This is a genomic window from Micromonospora sp. NPDC005237 (assembly GCF_040607775.1).
In the GTDB taxonomy this organism is placed as follows: Bacteria; Actinomycetota; Actinomycetes; order Mycobacteriales; family Micromonosporaceae; genus Micromonospora.
Map to the genome: position 1 here is coordinate 37,677 of NZ_JBEXHJ010000013.1, position 25,275 is coordinate 62,951.

The window sequence follows — 25,275 nt, forward strand, 5'->3', positions numbered from 1 at the left end:
AGGGGGAGGGGGTTAGGACAGGGAGGTTAGGGCTTTTGCGTAGGTTGGGGGGATGTGGTTGGGGCCGCCGGGGGTGAAGACGTCCGACGTCGCCACCGCGGACCAGGCCGTTTCCGGTACGGCTTCGACCAGTGCCTTGATCACTGGGGCGTCGCGCCACTGGTCCTGTTCGGCGAGCAGGCCGAGAGCCACCACCGACTCCTCGACCTCGCCCACGCACTCGAACGGCTTGTGCCCGTCCACGCCCAGCAGCTCCCGGTAGCCGGGGATCTGCTCCGGGTCGGCCAGCAGGTCGCCGCCGAAGATGTGGGTGACCCGCTCGCGGGGCATGAACGGCGCCATCGCGAGGAAGACGAACCGGCACTTCGGGCAGTCCCGGCACCAGCGCTCGGACGCGTCGCGCAGCTTGAACGCCTGGTTGCAGCTCGTCACCACGTCGTCGTACCGGGTGAACTCGGCGAACAGTCGGGCGATGTGCAGCTCGGACAGCGAACGCAGCAGCGAGAAGTACGGTTCGGTCAGGCCGGCGTGCTCGGCCAGCGCCCCCCGCAGCAGCCCTTCGGCCTCGACGCCCTTGGACCACTGGTGGTTGATCTCGTGGCCGTTCCAGACCAGGTTCGGGTCGGACGCCGAGCGCTCGTTGGACATCACCACCGGGCCGAGCCCGTGCAGCACCGCCGTCGCCACCGCGATCAGCGAGTTGATGGCGGTGACCGGGATGTGCCCGTTCAGCGCGCCCGCCGCGTTCAGGTCGAACAGCACCGGGTCGATGCGCCGTCGGGCCGCGAGGGGGGTCAGACCGGACGCCTCGTTGACCGAGACGATCACGTGGTTCGGGTTGACCGAGAACGGCACCGGGTCCAGTTCGGCGCGGCGCAGCGCCTCCAAGCTCACGATCGAGTCCTTGCCGCCGCCGACGGCGGAGAGGGGGCGACGATCGGAGTTGTCGTAGACGCGCGGCGACTCCGGTGAGCCGGCCGGCACCTGCGGGCGCAACTCGAGCACGTGCGGCAACTGGTTGCGGTACGCGTACTCCGCGAGGCCCTTGGTGTAGACGGCCGTGACGTAGTCGACGGTGGCCGCGCCCAGCGGCGCCGGCAGCACCAGGCGGGGCGGCGCGGCGACCTTGTAGTAGCTCACACCGGCGACGAGGTGCAGCACCTCCAGCACCCGGCCGAGGGTGGCCACGGTCTCGTCCGACGGCGGCTGCGCCGGCAACGGAAGGATGATCACCTCGGTGAACCGTTGCTCACCGGCCGGGCCGGTCAGCGCGTAGTCGAACAACACCTCGCCGGTGGCGAAGTCGATCGAGTAGGACGGGAAGGTGAAGGCGTCCATCCGCCGGAGCTGCTCGTTGGGCACACGCCATACTAGGCCCTGGTTCGTCCGGCCGTGTCCGGACCGGCCCCCGCCCTGCCGCCGCCGTGACCCCGAGGAGAGCCCAGTGCGCCTGTCTGACCTGCGCGGACGTACCGTCGCCGTCTGGGGGACCGGCCGGGAGGGCCGGGCAGCTGTGACCGCGATCGCCGCGCACGGCCCCGCCGAGCTGGTCGCCGTCGACGACAGCGCCAACTTCCTGTCACTGCCCTGGGACGGGCCGCTGGCCGAGGCGGCCCCGCTGGTCACCGGCGAGGCGGGCTTCGCCCGGCTGGCCGCCGCCGACGTGGTGGTCCGCTCGCCCGGCGTGCCGCAGACCCATCCCTGGCTGGTCGAGCTGCGCCGACGCGGCGTGCCGGTCACCCAGGGCACCGCCCTGTGGATGGCCGACCACGCCGCGCGCACCGTCGGGGTCACCGGCAGCAAGGGCAAGAGCACCACCTCCAGCCTGATCAGCCACCTGCTCACCGCGATGGGCCGCCCGAACGTCTTCGGCGGCAACATCGGGGTGCCGACCCTCGACCTGCCCGACGCGGAGCTGTACGTGCTGGAGCTGTCGAGCTACCAGTGCAGCGACCTCACCGACTCGCCCCGGGTGGCCGTGGTCACCGCGCTGTTCCCCGAGCACCTGGACGCGCACGGCGGGGAGCGGGAGTACTACCGCGACAAGCTCAACCTGCTCGCCCACGATCCGCAGACGATCGTGGTCAACGGCGCCGACCCACGGCTCGCCGCCGAGCTGGGGGAGCTGCCGGCGGTGCGGGCCGGACGCCCCGACACCACCAACGTCGCCACCGGCGCGGACGGCACCCCCTGGTTCCACCTCAGCGACCAGCCGCTCTTCCCCCGCGCCGTGCTGCCGCTGGTGGGCCGGCACAACGAGGGCAACCTGTGCGTGGCCCTCGCCGTGCTCGACGCGCTCGGCATCGACGTGGTGGCCGCCAAGGACCACCTGGCCGTCGCGGTGGCCGAGTTCCAGGGGCTGGCCCACCGGCTCACCGAGATCACCGACCCGTCCGGCCTGACCTTCGTCGACGACACCCTGGCCACCAGCCCGTACGCGGCCATGCACGCCATCGACGCGTACGACGGGCGGCCGTTGACGGTGATCGTCGGCGGCACCGACCGAGGGCTGGACTACACGCCGCTGGCCGAGCACCTCGCGGAACGGGAGCTGACCGTGATCGGCATCCCGGACAGCGGCGCCCGCATCGTCGCGGCGCTCGACGGCCTGCCCAAGGTGCGGACGGAGCTGGTCGACGAACTGGTGGAAGCGGTCCGGCTGTCCCGGGAGGTGACCCCGGCCGGCGGGGTGGTGCTGCTGTCCCCGGCCGCCCCGAGCTACGGCCGGTTCCGCAACTTCGAGCACCGCTCCGAGGTCTTCGCCCAGGCCGTCGCCGACACCGCCGGGGCGTAGGGCCTGGCGGAGCGTCGGGTCACCGCCGGGCGACCTGGTGGTGCAGGGCGCGCAACGAGCGGATGGCCGAGCGGATCTCCTGCAGGTACCGCCCGGGGGCGAGGGTCTGCTCGGGCAGTACTGCCAGGTCGGCCAGCGTCGGGTCCACCCCGACGGTCTCGATGGCGCAGCCGTACGGCACGGCCAGGGTGCGTAGCGCGTCGCAGTGCTGGAACGGCACGTAGATCGGCGCGGTGACCATCAGCGCCTCGTCACCCGGGGCGAGCCGGACGTGTCCGGCCCAGAACCGCTGGGTGTCGGCGGTGTGGGCGCGTCGCCGGTCGGGTTCGCTGGACGGCGCGGCCAGCACCCGTACCGGTGGCAGGCCCGTCGGCCGGTAGGTTCGCGACGACCAGGAGTGGTGGGGGTGGCCGGCGTCGACGCCGTCCTGCTCGGTCGGGGCGGTCACCCCGAACACCTGCCGGACCGCCGTGTCCAGCACGTCCACCTCGGTCTCGTCCGGGGGCAGGCCCGCGTCGGCGAGGGTGGCGCGTTCCCACTCGGACAGTGGTCGGAAGCTGCCCAGCACGGCGACCTCGCCGGTCACCCGCAGGCCGGCGCGCAGCAGGTGCGCGGCGTACGCGACGCGACGCACGCAGGCGTGCGCCAGGCCGCCCAGCACGACCAGGTGGGCGTACGCCGGGCGGGCCGGCGGCACCGTACGCGCCATGCCGAGCGCGGCGGCCGCGTCGAGGACCAGCCTGGACGTGAGCGCGTCGAGGGTCGGCTCCCGCGCGTCCGGGCGTTCGCGCCCCTGCCGGAAGTCCCAGTGCCGGGCGGAGAAGTCGTCGAGGAACCGCAGCACGTCGGCGAGGTCGCCGGTCGGCCAGTCGCCGCCGAAGTGCCGGACCAGGCCGCGGAGCGCAGTGGAGTCGACCCAGGCCCGGACGTCCGCCGTGATCTGCTCGGCGACCGTGTCGGTCGACGGGGCCGCATCCGCGCTCTGCACGTGCCGGATGCTACCGCTCCGGTCCGCCGGGGCCGGCGGGTTGTGGCTGGCGTCTACCCTGGCGGCACCGGCGGATTGGGGGAGTTCGATGGTCCGTGACGTGGCCCGTCGGCGGCCCCGGGAGCGCGGCGGCGCCTCCGACGGCTTCGCGCGTCTGGTGGCGCACACCGACCCGGTGGCGTTGGTCGGCATCACGTTGTCGATCACCCTCAGCGTCATGCTCGACCTCACCAACGCCGCCTCCGGGGTGGAGTCGCTGCTGGCCGGCCTGATGGGCATCACCATCTCGCTGCTGGTGGACTCGCTGGCCCGCGCGGAGCGCCGGTTTCACCTGCGGACGTTGCTGGACGGTCCGCCGTGGCTCGTCCACACCACCACGGAGCTGGCCGCGGCCATGCGGGAGGCGGCCGAGCAGCACGCGGGCACGCGGGTCGCGGCCGAGGCGCAGCGGCGCTACGAGCAGTTCCGGCTGGAGGCCGAGCAGCTCGCGCAGGGGCGGATCATCCGCCGCGGCGACGAGGACGAGGACCTGGTCGGTGCGACCCGCGGCTGCGTGCACCGGCTCGACGCGCTGACGAACGTGATGCCCCGGGTGAGCGGGGAGCTGAGCTGGTGGCGCAGCGAGATCGGCCGACGGTACTGGGAGGCGAACGTCGCGGCCCTGCAACGGGGCGTCCGGATCACCCGGGTCTTCGTCTACGCCACGCTGACCGACGAGCTGTCCGCGCTCGTGCAGCGGCAGCGCGCGGCCGGGGCGCGGGTGGGTCTGCTGCCCTTCGGTGTGGTCAGTCCACAGCTCCTCGTCAATCTGACAGTCTGGGACGGGTCGAGCTGCTGGGAGGCCCGGATGACCGCGCACGGCGAGATCGGCGAGAACCAGTTCTCGGTGAACCGGACGGACGTCGAGCGCCTCACCCGCGTGTTCGACGTCTGCGTGAACGCCGCGACCTTCCAGGACTGACGGCCGAGACGGGGAAGCCATGACGCTGAGTGCGGTCCTGCTGGTGACGGCCGTGGTCTGGGCGGTCAGCGTGATCCGCTCGGTCCGGCTCCGGGCGCTGGTCTACAGCCTTCCGTTGCCGATGACGCTCGCCCTGGTCAGCACGCCGTACGGGGTGGGCGGTGCGCAGGTGCTCGGCGTGCTCGGGCTCAACCTCTTCTTCGTCACCGTGGCGGTCACCCATCAGCGGCTGCGCTGGCCCATCCTGCTCGCCGACGGCGCGGGGATCGCTGTCTACGTGGCGCTGAGCGCAGGTCTGTTGGCCGTCGACATCCCGTTCGAGGAGGCCCTCGGCGCCACGCTCGTGCTCTGGCTGGCGGCCATGCTCCTGCTGCGCCGTCGAGCCCGTACGCGGGTCGCCTCAGCAACCGCTGCCGGCGGAGCGGACGCCGCCGCTGCCGGCGAAGCGGACGCTGCCGCTGCCGGACCGGCCGCTGCCGGCGACGCGGACTCCCGCGCGGAGACGCCGGCCGAAGGTCGCCCGGACGGTCTGCCGGCGCTGCTCAAGTTGCTGGTCATCTTCGTCGGGGCGATCCTCACCGCGGTGCTCGGCGCGGTGTTGCGCGGCATGGTGGTGACATTCCCGTACTCGGGGGTGCTGGTCGCCGTCGAGGCTCGCCGTCAGTTGGTCGAGTTCAGCGGGCACTTCGCGCGCAACAGCCTCGCGCTGGTCGGTTTCCTCACCGCGTACCACTACCTGCAGGACGTCTCGTCGGCCGTCGCGCTGGGCAGCGGCTGGGCGGCATTCGCGGTGGTCGCCACCGCCCTGCACCTGCCGCTGCGCCGCCCCGGATCCGCCCGGGCCAGTCCGCCGAGACGCGTGTCGAGACCGCTGCGGCCGGCGGCCGAGCCAGCCAGCCACCGTGCGGTGAGCCCGCCTAGCGGGCGCTCCTGACCAGGTCCGCGATCTGGGCGAGCGGTTCGGCATACGCGGGCCAGCCGAGGCCGTCGACGCTGCGCGTGGGGCGGCGGCGTACCCCGTCCACCGCGCCCGCCGAGACGATCGCGGTCAGCAGGTCGGACGACCACGCGGGCTCCAGCAGCGTACGAAGCTCGGGCACCTCGGGGCGCAGCAGCGACAGCGCGCCGACGAGGGCTGCGGCGGCCCAGTTGGAGGTGCCGCCGACGAGCAGCGCGTCCGCGCCGACCACGCACCGGATCAGCTCGCCCGAGGCGACCACCCGGCCGACGAGTTCCGCCGGCAGGAGGCCCATCCCCAGTTCGTTGCCGCCGTCGCCGATGCCGATCCGAAACGCCGAACCGGCGCGGTAGAGCCGGTCCAGGGGGGCCGTGTGCGCGCCGATGTCCTCGCCGCGCATGTTGCGGGGTCGACCGTCCATCCCGGGCCCGACCCGTTCGCAGGCGATGAGGTGCGTCAGGCGGCCGTAGCGGGGCAGGAGGGCGTCGGCCCACTCGTCGCCGCGTGCCTCCCCGGCGACAGTGGACGGACCCAGGGTAACGGGGCCCGGCGAGGCTGCGGATCGAGTGGCGGTAGGCCGCTGACGCTGCGCGAAACAGCGGTGAAATGGCGGGATTGTCTCGGAAACCGTTGACGTGCTGTCAGGCCGGAACGGCCTTGCGCTACACCCTGACAGTTGTTCGCGCGGGCCGGCGGTGGGAGCGTGCGGTATCCACGAACGCCGCTGAAGGGTTGCCACCATGACCGACGACCTGCTGGCCCGCCACCGGGCCGTGCTCCCGTCCTGGATGCCCCTCTACTACGACGAGCCGATCGAGCTGGTCTCCGGCTCGGGCCGCCGGGTCACCGACGCGCAGGGCCGCACCTACCTGGACTTCTTCGGCGGCGTGCTGACCAACATGATCGGGTACGACATCCCGGAGATCCGTGAGGCGGTCGAGCGGCAGCTCGCCACCGGCATCGTGCACACCTCGACGCTCTACCTGATCCGCCAGCAGGTGGAGCTGGCCGAGAAGATCGCCCAGCGCTCCGGCATTCCGGACGCCCGGGTGTTCTTCACCAACTCCGGCACCGAGGCGAACGAGGCGGCGCTGCTGGTCGCCACCAACTACCGCCGCTCGCACCAGATCCTGGCGGTGCGGAACAGCTACCACGGCCGGTCGTACGCGGCGATGGGTGTCACCGGCAACCGCAACTGGTCGGCCAGCGGCCTCAACCCGCTCCAGGTGGCCTGGCTGCACTCGGGTGACCGGGTGCGCGGTCTGCTGGCCCGGCTCAGCGCCGAGGAGCAGGTCGACGCGGCGGTGGAGGACCTGCGCGAGGTGCTGGCCACCCAGACCGCCGGTGACGTGGCCGCGCTGATCGCCGAGCCGATCCAGGGCGTGGGCGGTTTCGTGCACCCGCCGGACGGGCTCTTCGCCGGCTGGAAGAAGGTCCTCGACGAGCACGGCATCCTGTTCATCGCCGACGAGGTGCAGACCGGCTGGGGGCGTACCGGGGAGCACTTCTGGGGTTACCAGGCGCACGGCGTCACCCCGGACCTGCTCACCTTCGCCAAGGGTGTCGGCAACGGGTTCGCTCTCGCCGGGGTGGTCGGCCGGGCCGAGGTGCTCCAGGCGGTGCCGGGGATCAGCTTCTCCACCTTCGGCGGCAACCCGATCTCGACGGCGGCCGGCAACGCGGTGCTCGACTACCTCCTCGCGCACGACCTCCAGGCCAACGCGGCCCGCGTCGGCGCGATCCTCGCCGATGGCCTGCGGTCCGCGGTGGGCGGTCTCGACTGCGTCGCCGAGGTACGCGGAAAGGGGCTGATGCTCGGCGTCGAGTTCGTCCGGCCGGGCGGCAGCGAGCCGGATCCGGTGCTGACCAACCGGGTCTTCGAAGCCGCTCGGGACGGTGGCCTGCTGGCCGGCAAGGGCGGTCTGTACGGCAACGTGCTGCGGATGGGGCCGCCGTTGACGCTGACCGAGGAGGAGGCCCGCGAGGGCCTGGCGATCCTGGTCGACGCGATCCGTTCGTCGGCGGAGGTGGCGGCATGAGCATCGGCCACTTCGTCGACGGCAAGCGGGTCGGCGGCACATCCGAGCGACGCGGTGACGTGTTCGACCCGGCGACGGGTCGGCGTACCGCCGAGGTGGAGCTGGCCTCGACCGCGGACGTCGACGTCGCGGTGCGGTCCGCCGCCCGCGCGGCCCGCGACTGGCGCGACGCGTCGCTGGCGAAGCGGTCGACCGTGCTGTTCGCGTTCCGCGAGCTGGTGCACGCCCGGCGGGACCGGCTCGCCGAGGTGATCACCGCCGAGCACGGCAAGGTGCTCGCCGACGCCGCCGGCGAGGTGCAGCGCGGCCTGGAGGTCATCGAGTACGCCTGCGGCCTGCCGTCGGCGCTGCGCGGCGCGTTCAGCGAGAACGTCTCCACCGAGGTCGACTCGTACACCATCCGGCAGCCGCTCGGGGTGGTCGCGGTGATCTCCCCGTTCAACTTCCCGGTGATGGTGCCGCTGTGGTTCGTGCCGGTGGCCGTGGCCTGCGGCAACGCGGTGGTGCTGAAGCCGAGCGAGAAGGACCCGAGCGCGGCGCTGCTGCTGGCCGAGTGGTTCGCCGAGGCCGGCCTGCCGGACGGGGTGCTCAACGTGGTCAACGGCGACGCCGAGGCGGTCGACGCGCTGCTGGAGCACCCGGAGGTGCGGGCGGTGTCGTTCGTCGGCTCCACCCCGGTCGCCCGGTACGTCTACCAACGCGGCACGGCCGCCGGCAAGCGGGTGCAGGCGCTCGGTGGGGCGAAGAACCACATGGTGGTGCTCCCCGACGCCGACCTGGACCTGGCCGCCGACGCGGCGGTCAACGCCGGGTTCGGCTCGGCGGGGGAGCGGTGCATGGCCATCTCGGTGCTGGTGGCGGTGGAGCCGGTGGCGGACGCGCTCGTCGAGCGGATCGCCCAGCGGGTGACCGGTCTGCGCACCGGCGACGGCCGACGGGGCTGCGACATGGGCCCGTTGGTCACGGCCGCGCACGCGGCGAAGGTGCGTTCCTACGTGGATGCCGGGGTGTCTGCCGGAGCGGTGCCGGTCGTCGACGGGCGGGACGTGACGCCGGACGGCGACCCGGACGGCTTCTGGCTCGGCCCGACGCTGTTCGACCGGGTGACCCCGGACATGCCGATCTACACCGACGAGATCTTCGGGCCGGTGCTGAGCGTGGTCCGGGTCGGCTCGTACGACGAGGCCGTGGAGCTGGTCAACGCCAGCCCGTACGGCAACGGCACGGCGATCTTCACCAACGACGGCGGCGCGGCCCGGCGCTACCAGCACGAGGTGGAGGTCGGCATGGTGGGGATCAACGTGCCGATCCCGGTGCCGATGGCGTACCACTCGTTCGGCGGCTGGAAGTCGTCGCTCTTCGGCGACCTGCACGCGCACGGCGAGGACGGGGTGCGGTTCTTCACCCGGGGCAAGGTGGTCACCAGCCGGTGGCTGGACCCGCGCCACGGTGGGGTCAACCTCGGGTTCCCCACCCAGACCTGAGCAACCGCAGCACGCCCGCCCCGGCCAGGTACGCCAGCAGCGCCGCGACGGGTGTGCCGAAGGGTTCCCGGGCGTGCGGCGAGGTCGTGCTGTTGATCAGCAGCGCGACCACCACGGCGATGTACCCGGCCACGGTCAGCGCCGCGCGGGCCGTGGTGCTGCGGCCAACCCGCCGTGCGGTGCGGTGCCGGGCGCTGCGCGCCTCGACCGGGCCGAAGATCGCGACCAGCACCGCCAGGACGGCCGCGAGCAGCAGCAGCCAGGGGACTCGCCACGCCCACCAGGCGCCTGAACCGGCGGCCGGAGTGGGCAGCGTCCCGGTCGTGTCGAGCAGCCCGATGAGCAGGATCGCGGCGGTCAGGTGCCAGAGGAAGATGGTCAGCACCACCAGGTTGACCCCGATCACCAGCTGCCACGGGCCGGTGCGGCGCAGCAGGCGTTCCGCTGGCCGGCGCAGCAGCAGGATCAGGCCGAGCTGGGCAGTGGCGACGGCCAGCAACGCGAGGCTGGGCGGGCTGAGGTTGTCCAGGCGCTCGCCGGGCACGTGCAGCATCGCCACCGGCCACGGGCCGGGCCCGGTGAGCAGCAGCAGAGCGGCCAGCCCGCTGGTCAGGAACACCAGCCCGGCCCGCCGGGAGGTGGGCAGCCGCCGCCGGCGTACCCCCGGGTGGTCGGGAGCCGACGGCCCGCCGGCGTCGTCGGCGGCGGCTGACGGTGGCGCGGTCTCGGTGGTCGGCGGCGCTGCGGGCGTGGTCTCGGTGGCGGTCGGCGGGGTGGCGCGGGTGTCGTACCAGGCGAAGCCGAGCTGGTGTATGGCCAGCCAGCCGAACAGGTAGCTGCCGTAGCTCAGCTCCACCGACCCGGTCAGCCGGGCCAGGTCCCCGAGGCCCACCAGGGCGACCAGCACCAGCGGGACGGCCAGGCCGAGACGGCGGTGCAGCGCGTACATGGCTGGGGTGAGCACGACGACCGCCAGGTAGGCGATCAGGAACCACAGGGGGATGGTGGCGAACCAGACCACCTCGCGGATTCGGGTCGGGTCGACGCCGCGCAGCCGGGCCACCGCCGCCGCCCCGGTGAGCACGAGCAGCAGCGCGCTCGTGGGGCGGACCAGTCGGGCACTGCGGTCGAGCAGCCAGTCCGCCGCATTGCCACCCCGGGCGCGCAGCCGGGTCAGCGAGGCCGCGTTGGCGTAGCCACCGACCAGGAAGAACACGGGCATCACCTGGGCCACCCAGGTCAGCGGGTACGCCCAGCGCAGGTCGCCGAGCGCGGAGTGCCCGGTGGGTTGGCCGGAGGCGTCCCGCCCGATCACCGTGACGCCCCAGTGTCCGAGAACGACCATGGTGATAGCGAGTGCACGGAGTAGATCGACGTACCGCTCCCGTCCGGCCGGGGTGCGGTCGGCGAGGTCGCGCAGACGGCGCATCACCTCAGGCTAGGCGACCGACGGCGGCCGGTGGTGATAACGGTTCGACAGTCAGGACTTGAAGTCCGGGCCGGCCTGTCGTAGAAATTCTTCAGCAGCAACGCGTTAACTGAAGAGAATCGACGTGCCTCGCGCGGCGGACGCCTCCCCCCACTTCCGGCGATCCGCCCGACCCGACCCGAGGAGATCTGATGAACAGGCGTGACATCCTGCGGCGCAGCGCCGCCGCCGGCCTGCTGGCCACCCCCGCCGCCGGTCTGCTGAGCGGTTGTGCGACCGGCGGCGGTGACAAGGGCGATGCCGAGACCTACCAGGGCACCAAGAGCGCCGAGAACCCGCTCGGCGTGAAAGAGGACGCCCCGCTCGAGGTGGTGATCTTCGGCGGCGGGTTCGGTGAGGAGTACGCCAAGGCCCACGAGGCCATGTACACCGAGAAGTACCCCAAGGCGAAGATCAAGCACTCCGCCACCCAGGAGATCAGCAAGACCCTTCAGCCGCGCTTCGTCGACGGCACGCCACCCGACGTGGTCAACAACTCCGGCGCCAGCCAGATCGACTTCAACGGCCTGGTCAGCCAGAACGCCATCGCCGACCTGGGCGAGCTGCTCGCCGCGCCGAGCCTCGACGTGCCCGGCAAGACCGTCAAGGACACCCTGCTGCCCGGCGCGGTCGAGGTCGGCTCGTACGACGGCACGTTCCTGGTGCTCAACTACACCTACACCGCCTACGGCATCTGGTACTCCGAGAAGCTGTTCACCGAACGCAAGTGGGAGTACGCCAAGACCTGGGACGACCACATCGCGCAGTGCAAGCAGATCAAGGCGGCCGGCATCGCCCCCTGGACGTACGCGGGCCTGCACCCGCGCTACATGAGCTGGCCGCTGATCGCCACCGCGATCAAGCTCGGCGGGCCGTCGGTGGCGACCGCGATCGACAACCTGGAGCCGAACGCCTGGAAGTCCGACTCGATGCGGACCGCCGCCGACGCGTGGCACCAGATCGTCAAGGACAAGTTCATCCTGGAGGGCTCGCCCGGCCTGGACCACAAGCAGTCGCAGACCGCCTGGTGCCAGGGCAAGGCCGCCTTCATCTCCTGCGGTTCCTGGTTGGAGAGCGAGCAGAAGGACGTCACCCCGGCCGGGTTCAACATGACCATCGCGCCCACCCCCAGCCTGGGCAGCGGCGACAAGCTGCCGTTCGAGGCGATCCGGGGCACCGCGGGCGAGCCGTTCATGGTGCCGGCCAAGGCCCGCAACGTCGCCGGTGGTCTGGAGTACTTCCGGACCATGCTGTCGCGCAAGGGCGCGCAGGACTTCACCAAGAAGGTCGCCAGCCTCACCGTGGTCGCCGGCGCCACCGAGGGCGTCGAGTTGCCGTACGGGCTCAAGACCGTGGTCAAGGCACTCGACGCGTCCGGGGCCAACGGCTTCAACTGGGTCTACAACAACTACTACCGCAAGCTGGAGCGCAACCTCGTCGACGCGGCGTGCGGCGAGTTCTTCAGCGGCCGGATCGGCCCGGCGGAGTTCCTCGACCAGTGCCAGAAGGGCGCCGACTCGATCGCCCAGGACAGCTCGATCAAGAAGTACAAGCGAGCGGCTTGACAGCCCGGCCGGTGGGGGCGAGCGCGCCCCCACCGGTCGCACTCCGGGAGAGGTCCACCGTGAAACATGGCAAGTGGCCGCTGATCGTCACGTTCCTGGTGCCGCCGGTGCTGCTGTACGTCTTCTTCGTCGTCTCGCCGTACCTCCAGGCGTTCCAGATCTCCACCACCGACTGGCTCGGCTACTCGGCCGACGCCAACCAGGTCGGGCTGGCGAACTTCACGGCGCTGTGGCACGACGACTACGTGTGGAACGCGCTGAAGAACAACGCGATCCTGCTGGCCCTGGTGCCCGTGCTGACCATCGGGTTCGGGCTCTTCTTCGCCACCATGCTCGCCCTGGGCGGGCGCCGGGGCCGCGCCGGAGTCACCGGGGTCCGCGGTGGCGCATTCTACCGCACCGTGTACTTCTTCCCGCAGGTGCTCTCCGTGGTGATCATCGCGCTGCTGTTCAAGGAGGTCTACCACCCCAACAAGGGGCTGCTGACCAGCGCGCTGCACGCCGTCGGCCTGCCCGCGCCGACCTGGCTCGGCGACCCGGCGACCGCCTTCTGGTGTGTGCTGGCGGTGATGGTGTGGAGCAACGTCGGCTTCTACGTCGTCCTGTTCGGCGCCGCGATGTCGGCCGTGCCGAAGGAGATCTACGAGGCGGTGCTGCTCGACGGCGCGTCCCGGTTCACCACGCTGCGGCGGATCACCCTGCCGCTGCTCTGGGACACCGTGCAGGTCGCCTGGGTCTACCTGGCCATCTTCGCCCTGGACGGGTTCATCCTCGTGCAGCTCATGACCAACGGCGGACCGAACTTCTCCACCGACGTGATCGGCGTACGGATGTACGACACCGCCTTCGGCAGCGAGACCAAGTTCGGCTACGCCTCGGCGATCGGCGTGGTGATGTTCTTCCTGACCCTCTCGGTGGCGGTGCTGTCGCTGCGGGTCGGCCGGCGCGATCGGATCGAGTACTCGTGACCACACTGGACCAGCCCACCGCCGCCGCGCCGACGCCGACCCCGGGTCGGGACCGTCCCGTCCGCCGGGAATTCGGCGTCGCCAACGCCCTCTCGCACGGCTTCCTGCTGCTCTGGGGCCTGCTCACCGTCCTGCCGCTGCTGTGGATGTTCCTCAGCTCGTTCAAGACCAACGGCGAGATCCTGGCCGACCCGTGGGGGCTGCCCGCGTCGCTGAGCTGGGACAACTGGGCGCGCGCGTGGACCGGGGCGCACATCGGCCGGTACTTCCTCAACAGCCTCGTGGTGGTCACCGGCTCGGTCAGCCTCACCATGCTGATGGGCGCCGCCGCCGCGTACGTCTTCGCCCGGTACGAGTTCCGCGGCCGGCAGATCGTCTACTACCTGTTCGTCGGCGGCCTCATGTTCCCGGTGTTCCTCGCCCTGGTGCCGCTGTTCTTCGTGGTCCGCAACGCCGGTCTCTTCGGCACCTGGACGGGACTGATCCTGGTGTACGCGGCCTACTCGCTGCCGTTCACAGTGTTCTTCCTGACCGCGTTCTTCCGGACCCTGTCGACCTCGGTGGCCGAGGCGGCCATGGTCGACGGCTGCGGTCACTTCCGGCTCTTCTTCCGGGTGATGCTCCCGATGGCGCGTCCGGGACTGATCAGTGTGGCGATCTTCAACTTCCTCAGTCACTGGAACCAGTTCCTGCTGCCGCAGGTGCTGATGCAGGGCGACGAGTCCAAGTGGATGCTCGCCCAGGGGCTGTTCGCGTTGTCGGTCAGTCAGGGCTACGCGGGGGACTACGCTCGGCTCTTCGCCGGGTTGAGTATCGCGGTGCTGCCGGTGCTGGCGATCTACGTGGCCTTCCAGCGGCAGGTCCAGGCCGGCCTGACCGCGGGCCAGCTCAAGTAGGGTCTCGGCTTGACCGGTAGGAAATCTCCTACCTATTGTGGTCGGCATGACCGTGACCCACGTGCAACTACTCTCCGTACCCGTCACCGACCAGGATCGGGCCCGGGACTTCTACGTCGACGTCCTCGGGTTCGACCTGGTCCGGGACAACCCGATGGGCCCCGACGGCGGGCGCTGGGTGCAGGTGGCGCCCCCGGGCGCCGCCACCGCCCTCACCCTGGTGACCTGGTTCCCGACCATGCCGCCCGGGTCCCTCAAGGGCCTGGTGCTGGAGACCGACGACCTGGACGCGGACGTCGCCCGGCTACGGGAGCGGGGGGTCGACTTCGCCAACGGGGGCATCCAGTCCGCCCCCTGGGGCCGGTACGCCACCTTCGACGACCCCGACGGCAACGGCATCGTCCTCCAGGCGACCCGTGTCTGAGTCGGCCGTCTTCGCGGCGCTGGCCAACCCGACCCGGCGTGAGCTGCTGCGGCTGCTGCGCGACGGCGGGCAGCAGCCGGTGCAGCGGCTCGCCGACCACTTCGACATGCGCCGGCCGAGCCTGTCCGAGCACCTCAAGGTGCTCAAGGAGGCCGGCCTGGTGGTCGAGCGGCCGGTCGGACGGCAGCGGCTGTACGCGCTCCGGCCGGAGCCGCTGCAGGAGGTCGCCGACTGGCTCAGCCCGTACGAGGCGTACTGGCGCGGTCGACTCGGGGCGCTGCGCGACGTGCTGGACGAGCTTGACGATGAGTGAGCGCGGCACCATCCGGGTGGACCAGTTCCTGCCGCACCCGCCAGCCAAGGTCTGGCGAGTGCTGACCGATCCTGATCTCATCGCGCGCTGGCTGATGCGGACCGACTTCGTGCCGGTCGTCGGCCACCGGTTCACCTTTCGCACCGACCCGCGCCCCGGGTTCGACGGCATCGTGCACTGCGAGGTGCTCGACCTGGACCCGCAACGCCTGCTGTGCTGGTCCTGGCGCGGCGGATCGCTGGACACCGTGGTGACCTGGACCCTCGTCGCCGAGGGGCGCGGCACCCGGCTGTTCCTCGAACACTCCGGCTTCGACCCGGACGACCCGCTCCAGCAGCGTACCTACGCCCTGCTCGACGGCGGCTGGCGCTCGCACGTCTGGCGCCGCCTCACCACGGTCCTCGACGCCCTCTAGCCCCGCGCCCGCATCGCGCCCCGCGCGGACATGTCGCGCTCGATCCTCGAACGAGTCCCTTCGTCGCGGCGGGAGGCCACTACCTCCTGGATCGGGCGCGATCTTGCCCGTCGCAGCGACGCGTCGTCGCCGGCGCGTGTCGCGGCGAGGTGGCGTGTGGCAGGGGCGCGGTGGCGTGTGGCAGGGGCGCGGTGGGCGCCGGCGGGGCGCGATGGGGTGGTCAGGGAGCGGGGAAGAGGCGGGCGTGCAGGGCGGCCGGGTCGGTCAGCTCGGGCAGTTCGCGGGCGGCGAGCCAGGCCGCGGCGGCGGCCCCGTCACCGGCGGTGCGCAGGGGCGCGGACGGCCAGCGTCGGCCGATCTCGGCGCGGACGGCGGTGGCCAGCGGGGTGTCCGCGGTGAGCAGCCCGCCGCCGAGCACGACCGGCGTCGTCGCCCCGGCGAGACGGATCCGGCCGACGCTCCCGGCGAGGTGGGTGGCGGCCTCGGCGATCAGCGCGGTGGCGACCGGTTCGCCGTCGGTCGCGGCGGTGACGACCAGTGGCGCCAGCCGGGCCAGGTCGATCGGCGGCCGGCGGGTGACCGCCTGGATCGTGGCGTCGACGGTGTCGCGGGGGCGGGGAGCGACGTCGGCGCTGCCCACCAGGTCGGTGAGCACCGCCGCGCCCAGCGTGCCCGGCGCGTGGCCGGCGTCCAGGTCGGCGAGGAGCCGGCGGACCGCCTCGCGGCCGAGCCAGAAGCCCGACCCGGCGTCGCCGAGCAGCCAGCCGTGGCCGTCGGCGGTCCGGTCGAGTCGCAGGTCGACGACCTGCGCGGTGATCGCGCCGGTGCCGGCGATGAGCACCGTCCCGTCGGGCTCGGCGGTGCCGGAGGCGTAGGCGACCAGGGCGTCGCCGTATACGGCGTACGGGCAGCGCAGGCCGGCGTCGTGCCAGGCGCGGTCGAAGGCGGCCCGTCCGGCAGGGTCGGCGAGCAGCCGGGCTGCGCCGGCCAGCCCGATGGTGCCGGCGGCCACCCGGGCCGGGTCGACGTCGGCGAGCGCGGCGCGCAGCGCGGTCGACAGTTCGGCTGCGGCCCGTTCGGCGCCGTGGCTGGTGGGGTTGCCGCCGCCGGCTCGGCCGGTGCCGAGGCGTTCGCCGGCGAGGGTCAGGGCGGTCGCCCGGGTGGACGTACCCCCGACGTCGAGACCGACCACGACGGTGTCGGACATCGGCACGGGCCTCCTTGCGCTGCGCGGTGCTGGGCCTGTTCATGCTGGTCGGCGGCGCCGCGGAGGGCAACTTCGGGCCGGCGCGGAGGGCTGTGCGCCAGGTAACAGTTTGAAAACTTCGCCCACAGTCTTGACACAGAGGGCCGTTCAGTAAGAACTTTTACCACTAACAGTTAACAGTCTTTTCGGAAAGGTGAGGCGACCCATGGTTGATCACGAGGTGGACACCGTCGCGGGGACCGCGGTGGTCGACGCCCACGTGACCGACCGGAGGAACTCACCCTCCGACGGGGTGCTGGCCCGGGTGCGCAACGGACTCGCCGAGCTGACCGGCGCGCTGCGCCGCGTCGCCGAGCACGTCCTCAGCGACCCGGAGGCCGCCGCGCGCTCCACCATTGTGGAGCTTGCCGAGCGCAGTGGCACCTCGCCGGCCACCATCACCCGCTTCTGCCGGGCGATGGGCTTCGAGGGGTACGCCGACCTGCGGCTGGGCATCGCCGCTGAGACCGGCCGGGCCCGCCTGGCCGGCTGGACCGTCGACATCGGCCGCGAGATCCAGCCCACCGACCCCCTCGCGCGGGTGCTCGACCAGATCATGGCGGCCGACACCCGGGCCATGCACGACACCGCCGCGCTGCTCGACCTCGGCGAGGTGGAACGCGCCGCGGTGGCCATCGCCGGCGCCAGCCGGGTGAACATCTTCGGCGCCAGCGGCAGCGCCCTGGTCGGCGAGGAGATGCAGTTCAGCCTGCACCGCATCGGGGTGGCCGCCTGGGCCTGGAGCGACGTGCACGAGGGGCTGGCCAGCGCCGCGCTGCTCGGCGTCGGCGACGTCGCGCTCGGCATCTCGCACACCGGCCAGACCCGCGAGACGATCGAGATGCTCGCCGAGGCGGGCAGCCGGGGCGCCACCACTCTCGCCCTCACCGGTTTTCCCCGCTCACCGCTGGCCGAGCTGGCCGACATCGTGCTGCTCACCGCCAGCCAGGCCACCACCTTCCGGCCGGACGCCCTCTCCGCCCGTCACCCGCAACTGGTGGTGCTCGATCTGCTCTACATCGCCGTCGCCCAGCGCACCCACGACCGCGCCCACGCGGCCTTCCGGCGCACCGCGCAGGCCGTCGACGGGCACAAGGCCGCGAAAGGGGCCCTCTCATGATCAGTGCCCAGGGGTACGCGGACGCCGTCCGCCCGGTGCTCGACCGCCTGCTCGACTCGGAGGCCGACGGGATCACCCGGGCCGCCGACCTGATCGCCGACAGCCTGCGCGCCGGCGGCGTGCTCCAGGCGTTCGGCGCCGGGCACTCCGAGGCGTTCGCCGCCGAGCTGGTCGCCCGCGCCGGTGGGCTGGTCCCCACCAACCGGCTCTCGGTACGGGACCTGGTGGTGCACGGCGACGCCCCACGCGACGTGCTCGCCGACCCCAAGCTGGAACGCGACCCCTCCATCGCCCACCAGATCTACGCCCTCGCGGCGCCCCAGCCGCGCGACGTGTTCGTGGTGGCGTCCCAGTCCGGCATCAACGGCTCGGTGGTCGAGCTGGCGGCGCTGGTCACCGAGCGCGGTCACCCGTTGATCGCGGTCACCTCGGTCGAGCACACCGCGCGGGTGGCGCCACGGCACCCGTCCGGTCAACGGCTCGCCGACCTCGCCGACGTCGTGCTGGACAACGGCGCGCCGTACGGTGACGCACTGCTGCCGCTCGAGGGCGGCGGCGCGGTCTGTGCGGTCTCCTCGGTCACCACCGCGCTGCTGGCGCAGTTGCTGACCGCTGAGGTCGTACGACGGTTCCATCAGGCCGGGGAGGTACCCCCTATCTACCTCTCCGCCAACGTCCCCGGCGGGGACGAGCACAACAACGCCCTCGAGTCGCGGTACGCCGGGCGTCTCCGGCGCACCGCCTGACCCGAATTCCACAAGGAGAGACGACGATGTCGATTACCCCCGAGCACCCGGCCGCACTCGACCGTCGCACGGTGCTGCGTCGCGCCGCCGCCGTGGGCATGCTCGCCACTCCGGCCATCGGCCTGCTCAGCGCCTGCGCGACGAGCAGCGGCGGTGACAAGGACAACGAGAAGGCCGCCGAAGGCACCAAGAGCGCGACCAACCCGCTGGGCGTCAAGGAGGACGCCCCCATCGAGGTGATCATCTTCAACGGCGGCTACGGCGAGAAGTACGCCACCGACGTGCACGAGCCGCTCTACAAGAAGGCGTTCCCCAAGGCGGAGATCAAGCACCAGTCCACGCAGGCCATCTCCACCGTGCTCCAGCCGCGGTTCGCGTCCGGCAACCCGCCGGAGTTCGTGAACAACTCGGGCGAGAAGCTGATGGACTTCGGCGCGCTGGTCGCCGACGGTCAGCTCCAGGACCTCACCGAGCTGTGGGACGCCCCGTCGGTCGACGACCCGGCCAAGAAGGTCCGCGACACCGTGGTGCCGGGCACCGTCGAGGCGGGCTCGTTCAACGGCAAGCCGTACGTGCTGTACTACGTCTCCACCGTCTTCGGCATCTGGTACTCGGCCAAGCTGTTCAAGGACAACGGCTGGGCGCCGGCGAAGACCTGGGACGACTTCATCAAGCTGCTCACCGCCATCAAGGCCAAGGGCATCACGCCGTACGGCTACGCCGGGGCGAACGCGGCGTACTACCAGTGGAACGTGATCCTCACCCAGGCCGCCAAGATCGGTGGCGTGGAGGTGCTGAAGAACATCGACAACCTGGAGGACGGCGCCTGGAAGCAGGACGCGGTCAAGCAGGCGGCCACGGCGTGGGCCGAGGTCGGGGCGAAGTTCAGCGACAAGAGCTTCGAGGGGCTCAAGCACACCGACGTGCAGCTGCGGCAGAACCAGTACAAGGTGGCCCTGTACCCCAGCGGTGACTGGCTGGAGGGCGAGCAGAAGCAGGACACCCCGGCCGGCTTCGACTACCAGCTCATGCCGGTGCCGAGCCTCACCGCGTCGGACAAGCTGCCGGCCACCGCGCTGCGGGCCACCGCGGGCGAGGGCTACTTCGTCTCGGCGAAGAGCAAGAACCCCAAGGGCGGCCTGGAGTACATGCGCCAGATGCTGTCCACGGCGGGCGCGAAGGGCTTCACCGAGGTGGTCAAGGCCCCGACCGTGGTCACCGCCGGCTCGGAGGGCTTCGCCTTCCCGCCCGGTGTGGCCAGCTCGCAGGCCGCGCTCAAGGCGGCCGGGCAGGACGTGTTCAACCTGTACTTCGACGGCTGGTACAAGGAGCTCGACACCGAGGCGCGCAGCGCCACGAACGAGCTGATGTTCGGCCGGATCAACGCGGACGCCTTCGTGGAGCGGATCCAGAAGCGCGCCGACGCGATCAAGAAGGACAGCTCGGTCGCCAAGTTCAAGCGCTGATCGATCGGAGCTAGGGTCATGCGGCACGGCAAGTATCCATTCGTGATCGGGTTCCTGTTCGCCCCGGTCGCGCTGTACGTGACATTCGTGATCTGGCCGTACGCCCAGGCGTTCCAGATCTCGATGACCAACTGGCGAGGGCTCTCCGCCCCGCAGTGGGTGGGCTTCGACAACTACCGGAAGCTGCTCGACGACGGCGCCTTCTGGAAGGCGGTCCAGCACCACGGCGTACTGCTGCTTGCCCTGCCGCTGATCACCATCGCCATCGCATTGTTCTTCGCCTTCCTGCTCAACGTGGGTGGCAAGAGCAGTGGCGGGCAACGCCAGGGGGTCTGGGGGGCGAAGTTCTACCGGGTGGTGTTCTTCTTCCCCCAGGTCCTGGCGGTGGCGATCATCGCGGTGCTGTTCCAGATGGTCTACCGGCCGAACGAGTCGGGTCTGATCAACGGCGTGCTGATGAAGCTCGGCCTGGATCCGATCCTCTTCCTGGTCAAGCCGAACCTGGCCCTCTGGTCGATCCTCGCGGTGCTGGTCTGGCAGGCCGTCGGCTTCTACGTGGTGCTCTTCTCGGCCGGGATGGCCTCCATCCCGGGCGAGATCTACGAGGCTGCGGAGATGGACGGGGCGACCAGGGTGACGCTGTTCTTCCGGGTCACCCTGCCCCTGCTCTGGGACACCCTCCAGGTCGCGTGGGTCTATCTGGGCATCGCGGCGTTCGACGCGTTCGCCATCGTGGCCGTGCTCTCGGTCGACGGTGGTGGCCCGGACGGCGCCACCACCGTGCTGGCCATGGAGATCTACCGCAACGCGTTCGTCTACTCGAAGTACGGTTACGCCTCCGCGATGGGCGTGGCGCTGTTCTTCCTCACCCTCACGTTCGCGGCGCTGACGCTGCGGCTCACCAAGCGGGAAAGCGTGGAGTACTGATGAACCCGCAGTCGACGCTGCCGCCGACGCCGGCGGCCCTACCGCCGAAGACCGGCGACCCGTCGCCCTCCGGCCGACGCGGCAAGGGCCCCCGCTCGGAGGTGCGGCTCTTCGCCGGCCTGGGACACATCGCGCTCGCCGTGTGGGCGGTGATCGTGATCGTGCCGATCCTCTGGACCTTCCTCGCCGCATTCAAGAACACCAGCGAGATCTTCAGCAGCCCGTGGACGCTCCCGGCGGAGCTGCGGTGGGAGAACTTCGGCCGGGCGTGGACCAAGGCGCACGTCGGCCGGTACTTCCTCAACAGCGTCCTCGTGGTCTCGTGCAGCACCTTCGGCACCATGCTGCTCGGCTCGATGGCGGCGTACGTGCTGGCGCGGTACCGGTTCTGGGGCAACCGGGCGATCTACTACCTGTTCGTCTCGGGGCTGGCGTTCCCGGTCTTCCTGGCCCTGGTGCCGCTCTTCTTCGTGGTGAAGCAGTTGGGCATGCTGGACACCTACCAGGGCGTGGTGCTGGTCTACATCGCGTACTCGCTGCCGTTCACGATCTTCTTCCTGGCCGCGTTCTTCAAGACGCTGCCGAGTTCGGTGGCCGAGGCGGGGATGATCGACGGCTGCGGGCACACCCGGCTGTTCTTCAAGGTCATGATGCCGATGGCGAAGCCGGGTCTGATCAGCGTGGCGATCTTCAACATCATCGGGCAGTGGGCGCAGTACCAGCTCCCGTTGGTGCTGCTCTCCAACGCCAAGGACAAGTGGGTGCTCACCCAGGGCATCGCCGACATCTCGGTCAACGCCGGCTACGAGGCGGACTGGTCCGGGTTGTTCGCCGCGCTGACCATCGCCATCCTCCCGATGATCATCGTGTACGCGGTCTTCCAGCGTCAGATCCAGGCCGGCCTCACCTCCGGCGCGGTCAAGTAGGCCGTCACCTCTGGCGCTCGTCGGCGTGGGCGTGCCACGAGCGCCAGAGGGCGGCGTACGCCCCGCCGGCCGCGACGAGGTCGTCGTGACTGCCGATCTCGGTGATCCGGCCGTCCGCCAGGACGGCCACCCGGTCGGCGTCGTGGGCGGTGTTGAGCCGGTGCGCGATGGCGATGACGGTCCGCCCGACGAGCACGGCGGCCAGGGCCCGCTCGGTCCGCCGAGCGGTGCTCGGGTCGAGCGCCGCGGTCGCCTCGTCCAGGATCAGCGTGTGCGGGTCAGCGAGCACCAGGCGGGCCAGCGCCAGTTGCTGGGCCTCGGCCGCGCCGAGCTGCCGGGCGCCGTCGCCGAGCGCGGTGTCCAGACCCTCGGGTAGCTCGTCGTACCAGTCGGCGCCCACAGTGGCCAGCGCGGCGCGCATCTGCTCGTCCGAGGCGTCCGGTGCGGCGAACGCGAGGTTGTCGCGTACCGAGCCGATGAAGACGTGGTGCTCCTGGGTGACCAGGGCGATCCGCCGCCGGCGTTCGGCCGGGTCCAGGTCGGTGACCGGGCAGCCGCCGATGCTGACGACGCCCCGTCGTGGCGCGTCGATGCCGGCCAGCAGCCGGGCCAGGGTCGACTTGCCGGCGCCCGACGGGCCGACGACCGCCAGCCGTTCGCCGGGCCGCACCTCCAGGTCGATGCCGTGCAGCACGTCGTGCCCGTCGGCGTACGAGAACCGCGCCTCGCGCACGACGAGCCGCTCACCCCGCGAGGTGGCCGTGGTCCCCGGCGGCTCCGGTGGGACCAGCCCGACGCCGAGCACCCGGGCGTACGACGCGAAGCCGCGCTGCGCCTGCTCCGTCCACTGCAACAGCTGGTCCAGCGGGTCGATGGCCTGCTGGAGGTAGAGCGCGGCGGCGACCACCGCGCCGAGCGAGACCCGGTCGGCGGCGAACAGGTAGCCGCCGACGAGCAGGACCATGGCGACGGGTAGCGGATAGCTGGCCTCCACGACCGAGAAGAACACGGTCCGCAGCGCGAGGGTCGCCCGGCGGGCCTGCCACACCCGGGTGACGCGGGTGGTGCCGTGCCGGATCCGGTCGTCGGCCAGCCGCAGCGCCTCGACCGTGCGGGCCCCCTCGGCGGTGGTGGTCAACGCCTCGGTCAACTCGGCCGCCTGGGCGCCCTCGGTGAGGTACGCGGAGCTGGCCCGCCGCAGGTACCACCGGGTCACCGCCACGATCGACGGCAGCCCGGCCAGCGCCGCGAGCCCGAGCAGTGGATGCAGCAGGAAGACCGCCCCGAACAGCAACGTCAACTGCACCGAGGCGATGACGATGGTGGGCACCACGTCCCGGACGGTGGTCCCGACCGTCGCCACGTCGACCGAGCTGCGAGTGGCCAGGTCTCCGGAGCCGGCGCGCTCGACGACCGAGACCGGCAGCCCGAGCGTCCGGGAGACGAACTCCTCGCGCAGCTCGGCGACGGCCCGTTCGCCGAAGCGGTGGCCGGCGTACTGGGCGTAGCGGGAGAGCAGGGCGCTGACCAGGACACAGCCGGCGATCGCCAGTGCCAGCCGGTCCACGGTGGCCACGCCGGCGCCGGCGCTGACCCGGTCGACGATGGCGCCCAGCAGCCAGGGCGGGGCGAGGCCGGCGACCGCGGCGGCGCTGTGCAGCGCCAGCACGACGCCGACGGCCCGGCGATGTCGGCTGATCATGTCCCGGAGGGCACGGCGTACGGTGCCGCGGTCCGCGATCGGCAGCCGGGTCACCGGTACGCCTCCTCGGCGTCGGCGGGCCGCTCGGCCACCGGGTCGTCGCCGCCCCGGGCCACCAGGTGCCGGTAGCCCGGGTCGTGGTCGAGCAGGTTCTCGTGGCTGCCGGTGGCGGTGATCCGGCCTCCGCTCAGGTGGGCGACCACATCGGCGCGGCCGAGCAGCAGCGGCGACGTGGCGAGCACCACTGTGGTCAGCCCCGCCCGAGCGGTCCGCAGCCGCTCGGCGATCCGCGCCTCGGTGTGCGCGTCCACGGCCGAGGTCGGGTCCACGAGGATCAGCACCTCCGGCTCGGCGAGCAGCGCCCGAGCCAGGCGGACCCGTTGGCGTTGCCCGCCGGAGAGAGTCCGGGCCCGGGCGTCCAGCGGGGTGTCCAGCCCGGCCGGGAGGGCGTCGACGATGTCGTCGGCCGACGCGGTCCGCAGGGCGGCGCCGAGCCGTTCGTCGCTGGCCCCGGGACGCAGCACGTCACGCAGTGTCCCGGCGAAGAGGTACGAGTCGTGGTCGGCGACCAGGATCCGGGCACGGACCTCGTCCAGGGCGACCCGGGTCAGCGGTACGCCGCCCCAGGTGGTGTCGCTGACGACGTACCGGCCCAGCCGGTCGGCCAGCGCCTCGGCGGCCGCCGGGTCGTCGGCGGCGACCGCGGTCAGCCGGCCGGCGCGTACGGTCAGCCCGGTCACCGGGTCGTGCAGGTCGGCGGGGCCGTTGGGCGCCGCCGCCGCGTGCGGGTGACGCGCGTCGGGGACGGCGGACGGCCACCGGCGACCCGGCCCGCCGACGTCGTCCGGGGTGAGCCGGAGCAGGTCGGTGATCCGCCGGGCGGCGACCCGACCCCGGATGAGCTGGTGGCTGCCCTCCAGGAGGAACCAGACCGGCACGATCAGGCTCGCGACGATGCCGTAGACGGCGACGAGTTCACCGACGCTGACGGTGCCGCTGACCACCATCCGGGCCGTCAGCCACACCACCGCCGCCAGGAACAGGCCGGGGATGGCGACGGTCGCCGCGTCGATCCAGCTGATGACCGCGCCGACGCGGTAGCCCTCGGCGCGCAGGTCCGCAGAGCGGGCCGCGTACCGTCGGGCGAAGAGGTCCCGGCCGCCCACCCCGGCCAGCACGCGCAGTCCGGCCACGATGTCGCCGGACCGGGCGGTGAGCGCGCCCTGCTGCCTCCGGTAGACCGACTCCGCGCGTTCCAGTCGGCGCAGCAGCGGCCCGACGACCAGCGCGACAGCCGGCATACCCACCAGCACGCAGAGCGCGAGCAGCGGGGAGATCGACCAGAGCACCACGGCGATGACCCCGTACGCGACGATCGCGCCGACCCCCGGCCCGGTCAGTGTCAGCACCTGCGCCGACCAGTCGATGTCGGAACCGCCCACGGTGGCGACCTCACCGGCGGCGGAACGGCGGGGCAGCGCCGCGCCGACCCGGGACAGCTGGCGCAGCAGCACCTCCGCCGAGCGGGCCTTGGCGTCCTCCCGGATGAAGGTCATCGTGCGGTGTCGCATGATGCCCAGGTACGACAACGCCACCCCCGCCACGACGATCGCCACGACCCACAGGGCCAGCGCGCGGCTGTCGCGGGCGCGCAGGCCGTCGTCGACGGCGCGGGCGATCAGGTAGGGCCGGGCCGAGAGCCCGACCATCCAGGCCGTGCCGAGCAGGCTGCCGCGCAGCACCCGCCAGGGCTGGCACCGGACCAGCCACCACAGGTACCGCATCGGACCGCGGGTGTCGGGGGTGCCGGGGTCGGAGTGTGGGATCTGGGGAGGCACCTGGCCACGCTATCGAGCACCGGGCCGACGC

Annotated in this window: 23 protein-coding genes; 16 read left to right on the top strand and 7 right to left on the bottom strand. The window is 71.9% G+C overall.

Annotated features, from left to right (window positions below):
* Positions 1–12: 12 nt before the first annotated feature.
* A complete protein-coding gene (locus ABZT87_RS28700; RefSeq protein WP_355139380.1) occupies positions 13–1,362 on the bottom strand; it encodes a hypothetical protein in 1,350 nt (449 codons plus the stop codon).
* An 82-nt stretch (positions 1,363–1,444) separates the two neighbouring features.
* Between ABZT87_RS28700 and murD the strand changes: the two genes are divergently transcribed.
* On the top strand, positions 1,445–2,794 hold the full coding sequence (gene murD / locus ABZT87_RS28705) for a UDP-N-acetylmuramoyl-L-alanine--D-glutamate ligase (protein WP_355139382.1): 1,350 nt from the start codon (positions 1,445–1,447) through the stop codon (positions 2,792–2,794).
* A gap of 19 nt (positions 2,795–2,813) precedes the next feature.
* On the opposite strand, the gene ABZT87_RS28710 is transcribed toward murD, so the two are convergent.
* On the bottom strand, positions 2,814–3,782 hold the full coding sequence (locus ABZT87_RS28710; protein WP_355139384.1) for a hypothetical protein: 969 nt from the start codon (positions 3,780–3,782) through the stop codon (positions 2,814–2,816).
* An 88-nt stretch (positions 3,783–3,870) separates the two neighbouring features.
* Here ABZT87_RS28710 and ABZT87_RS28715 point away from each other — a divergent pair, with 88 nt between their 5' ends.
* Together ABZT87_RS28715 and ABZT87_RS28720 are read left to right on the top strand one after the other, a co-directional pair.
* The gene (locus ABZT87_RS28715) at positions 3,871–4,743 is read left to right on the top strand and encodes a hypothetical protein (RefSeq protein WP_355067152.1); all 873 of its coding nucleotides are present in this window, start codon (positions 3,871–3,873) and stop codon (positions 4,741–4,743) included.
* A gap of 19 nt (positions 4,744–4,762) precedes the next feature.
* Entirely contained in the window at positions 4,763–5,677 is a 915-nt protein-coding gene (locus ABZT87_RS28720; protein ID WP_355139386.1) for a hypothetical protein, read from the top strand.
* Here ABZT87_RS28720 and ABZT87_RS28725 read toward each other — a convergent pair.
* A complete protein-coding gene (locus tag ABZT87_RS28725) occupies positions 5,661–6,443 on the bottom strand; it encodes a glutamate cyclase domain-containing protein (RefSeq protein ID WP_355139388.1) in 783 nt (260 codons plus the stop codon). The genes ABZT87_RS28720 and ABZT87_RS28725 overlap by 17 nt on opposite strands.
* On the opposite strand from ABZT87_RS28725, the gene ABZT87_RS28730 reads away from it, so the two are divergent.
* Both ABZT87_RS28730 and ABZT87_RS28735 read left to right on the top strand, forming a co-directional pair.
* Positions 6,442–7,740, top strand: coding sequence for an aspartate aminotransferase family protein (locus tag ABZT87_RS28730; RefSeq protein WP_354858413.1), 1,299 nt, complete (start codon positions 6,442–6,444; stop codon positions 7,738–7,740). The genes ABZT87_RS28725 and ABZT87_RS28730 overlap by 2 nt on opposite strands.
* Positions 7,737–9,224: a CoA-acylating methylmalonate-semialdehyde dehydrogenase gene (locus ABZT87_RS28735; RefSeq protein ID WP_355139390.1), complete on the top strand. Its 1,488-nt coding sequence runs from the start codon at positions 7,737–7,739 to the stop codon at positions 9,222–9,224. The genes ABZT87_RS28730 and ABZT87_RS28735 overlap by 4 nt, the downstream gene beginning before the upstream one ends.
* Here the strand turns inward: ABZT87_RS28735 and ABZT87_RS28740 are convergent.
* Positions 9,196–10,653: an acyltransferase gene (locus ABZT87_RS28740; RefSeq protein WP_355139392.1), complete on the bottom strand. Its 1,458-nt coding sequence runs from the start codon at positions 10,651–10,653 to the stop codon at positions 9,196–9,198. The two genes, ABZT87_RS28735 and ABZT87_RS28740, sit on opposite strands and share 29 nt — an antisense overlap.
* A 191-nt stretch (positions 10,654–10,844) precedes the next feature.
* Between ABZT87_RS28740 and ngcE (ABZT87_RS28745) the strand changes: the two genes are divergently transcribed.
* From ngcE (ABZT87_RS28745) to ABZT87_RS28770, 6 genes are read left to right on the top strand one after another with little or no spacing between them, the layout of a single operon-like run.
* Positions 10,845–12,257 (top strand): N-acetylglucosamine/diacetylchitobiose ABC transporter substrate-binding protein, encoded by a 1,413-nt coding sequence (gene ngcE / locus ABZT87_RS28745; protein ID WP_355067157.1) that lies wholly within the window; start codon positions 10,845–10,847, stop codon positions 12,255–12,257.
* A 59-nt stretch (positions 12,258–12,316) separates the two neighbouring features.
* Positions 12,317–13,225, top strand: a complete 909-nt coding sequence (locus tag ABZT87_RS28750; protein ID WP_355067158.1) for a sugar ABC transporter permease — start codon at positions 12,317–12,319, stop codon at positions 13,223–13,225.
* Entirely contained in the window at positions 13,222–14,121 is a 900-nt protein-coding gene (locus tag ABZT87_RS28755; protein ID WP_354858401.1) for a carbohydrate ABC transporter permease, read from the top strand. The genes ABZT87_RS28750 and ABZT87_RS28755 overlap by 4 nt, the downstream gene beginning before the upstream one ends.
* Before the next feature lie 46 nt (positions 14,122–14,167).
* The gene (locus ABZT87_RS28760; protein WP_354858399.1) at positions 14,168–14,545 is read left to right on the top strand and encodes a glyoxalase superfamily protein; all 378 of its coding nucleotides are present in this window, start codon (positions 14,168–14,170) and stop codon (positions 14,543–14,545) included.
* Entirely contained in the window at positions 14,538–14,858 is a 321-nt protein-coding gene (locus ABZT87_RS28765; RefSeq protein ID WP_355139394.1) for a metalloregulator ArsR/SmtB family transcription factor, read from the top strand. Before ABZT87_RS28760 ends, ABZT87_RS28765 begins: the two co-directional genes overlap by 8 nt.
* Complete coding sequence (locus tag ABZT87_RS28770) at positions 14,851–15,273, top strand: SRPBCC domain-containing protein (protein WP_354858394.1); 423 nt, start codon at positions 14,851–14,853, stop codon at positions 15,271–15,273. The genes ABZT87_RS28765 and ABZT87_RS28770 overlap by 8 nt, the downstream gene beginning before the upstream one ends.
* 220 nt (positions 15,274–15,493) lie before the next feature.
* Here ABZT87_RS28770 and ABZT87_RS28775 read toward each other — a convergent pair whose 3' ends face one another.
* A complete protein-coding gene (locus ABZT87_RS28775; protein ID WP_355139396.1) occupies positions 15,494–16,480 on the bottom strand; it encodes a BadF/BadG/BcrA/BcrD ATPase family protein in 987 nt (328 codons plus the stop codon).
* A gap of 205 nt (positions 16,481–16,685) precedes the next feature.
* Here ABZT87_RS28775 and ABZT87_RS28780 point away from each other — a divergent pair, with 205 nt between their 5' ends.
* The 5 genes from ABZT87_RS28780 to ABZT87_RS28800 are packed head-to-tail and all read left to right on the top strand — an operon-like array spanning position 16,686 to position 21,704.
* Positions 16,686–17,639 (top strand): MurR/RpiR family transcriptional regulator, encoded by a 954-nt coding sequence (locus ABZT87_RS28780; protein ID WP_354858390.1) that lies wholly within the window; start codon positions 16,686–16,688, stop codon positions 17,637–17,639.
* Positions 17,636–18,385: an SIS domain-containing protein gene (locus ABZT87_RS28785; RefSeq protein WP_354858387.1), complete on the top strand. Its 750-nt coding sequence runs from the start codon at positions 17,636–17,638 to the stop codon at positions 18,383–18,385. The genes ABZT87_RS28780 and ABZT87_RS28785 overlap by 4 nt, the downstream gene beginning before the upstream one ends.
* 26 nt (positions 18,386–18,411) lie before the next feature.
* Entirely contained in the window at positions 18,412–19,851 is a 1,440-nt protein-coding gene (ngcE, locus tag ABZT87_RS28790) for an N-acetylglucosamine/diacetylchitobiose ABC transporter substrate-binding protein (protein WP_354858384.1), read from the top strand.
* Between the two features lie 18 nt (positions 19,852–19,869).
* A complete protein-coding gene (locus ABZT87_RS28795; RefSeq protein WP_355067162.1) occupies positions 19,870–20,778 on the top strand; it encodes a sugar ABC transporter permease in 909 nt (302 codons plus the stop codon).
* Positions 20,778–21,704, top strand: a complete 927-nt coding sequence (locus tag ABZT87_RS28800; protein WP_354858380.1) for a carbohydrate ABC transporter permease — start codon at positions 20,778–20,780, stop codon at positions 21,702–21,704. The genes ABZT87_RS28795 and ABZT87_RS28800 overlap by 1 nt, the downstream gene beginning before the upstream one ends.
* 4 nt (positions 21,705–21,708) lie before the next feature.
* Here the strand turns inward: ABZT87_RS28800 and ABZT87_RS28805 are convergent, their stop codons facing one another.
* Both ABZT87_RS28805 and ABZT87_RS28810 read right to left on the bottom strand, forming a co-directional pair.
* Entirely contained in the window at positions 21,709–23,406 is a 1,698-nt protein-coding gene (locus ABZT87_RS28805; protein ID WP_355139490.1) for an ABC transporter ATP-binding protein, read from the bottom strand.
* Between the two features lie 50 nt (positions 23,407–23,456).
* On the bottom strand, positions 23,457–25,190 hold the full coding sequence (locus tag ABZT87_RS28810; protein WP_355139492.1) for an ABC transporter ATP-binding protein: 1,734 nt from the start codon (positions 25,188–25,190) through the stop codon (positions 23,457–23,459).
* Positions 25,191–25,275: the final 85 nt, after the last annotated feature.

What these genes read in the sequence shown, in the direction of transcription:
- ABZT87_RS28715 (WP_355067152.1), top strand. Translation starts at nt 3,871, where the DNA reads ATGGTCCGTGACGTGGCCCGTCGGCGGCCCCGGGAGCGCGGCGGCGCC.
- ABZT87_RS28720 (WP_355139386.1), top strand. Translation starts at nt 4,763, where the DNA reads ATGACGCTGAGTGCGGTCCTGCTGGTGACGGCCGTGGTCTGGGCGGTC.
- ABZT87_RS28730 (WP_354858413.1), top strand. Translation starts at nt 6,442, where the DNA reads ATGACCGACGACCTGCTGGCCCGCCACCGGGCCGTGCTCCCGTCCTGG.
- ABZT87_RS28725 (WP_355139388.1), bottom strand. Translation starts at nt 6,443, where the DNA reads ATGGTGGCAACCCTTCAGCGGCGTTCGTGGATACCGCACGCTCCCACC.
- ABZT87_RS28735 (WP_355139390.1), top strand. Translation starts at nt 7,737, where the DNA reads ATGAGCATCGGCCACTTCGTCGACGGCAAGCGGGTCGGCGGCACATCC.
- ABZT87_RS28740 (WP_355139392.1), bottom strand. Translation starts at nt 10,653, where the DNA reads ATGCGCCGTCTGCGCGACCTCGCCGACCGCACCCCGGCCGGACGGGAG.
- ngcE (WP_355067157.1), top strand. Translation starts at nt 10,845, where the DNA reads ATGAACAGGCGTGACATCCTGCGGCGCAGCGCCGCCGCCGGCCTGCTG.
- ABZT87_RS28760 (WP_354858399.1), top strand. Translation starts at nt 14,168, where the DNA reads ATGACCGTGACCCACGTGCAACTACTCTCCGTACCCGTCACCGACCAG.
- ABZT87_RS28770 (WP_354858394.1), top strand. Translation starts at nt 14,851, where the DNA reads ATGAGTGAGCGCGGCACCATCCGGGTGGACCAGTTCCTGCCGCACCCG.
- ABZT87_RS28775 (WP_355139396.1), bottom strand. Translation starts at nt 16,480, where the DNA reads ATGTCCGACACCGTCGTGGTCGGTCTCGACGTCGGGGGTACGTCCACC.
- ABZT87_RS28780 (WP_354858390.1), top strand. Translation starts at nt 16,686, where the DNA reads ATGGTTGATCACGAGGTGGACACCGTCGCGGGGACCGCGGTGGTCGAC.
- ABZT87_RS28785 (WP_354858387.1), top strand. Translation starts at nt 17,636, where the DNA reads ATGATCAGTGCCCAGGGGTACGCGGACGCCGTCCGCCCGGTGCTCGAC.
- ngcE (WP_354858384.1), top strand. Translation starts at nt 18,412, where the DNA reads ATGTCGATTACCCCCGAGCACCCGGCCGCACTCGACCGTCGCACGGTG.
- ABZT87_RS28795 (WP_355067162.1), top strand. Translation starts at nt 19,870, where the DNA reads ATGCGGCACGGCAAGTATCCATTCGTGATCGGGTTCCTGTTCGCCCCG.
- ABZT87_RS28800 (WP_354858380.1), top strand. Translation starts at nt 20,778, where the DNA reads ATGAACCCGCAGTCGACGCTGCCGCCGACGCCGGCGGCCCTACCGCCG.
- ABZT87_RS28805 (WP_355139490.1), bottom strand. Translation starts at nt 23,406, where the DNA reads ATGATCAGCCGACATCGCCGGGCCGTCGGCGTCGTGCTGGCGCTGCAC.
- ABZT87_RS28810 (WP_355139492.1), bottom strand. Translation starts at nt 25,190, where the DNA reads ATGCGGTACCTGTGGTGGCTGGTCCGGTGCCAGCCCTGGCGGGTGCTG.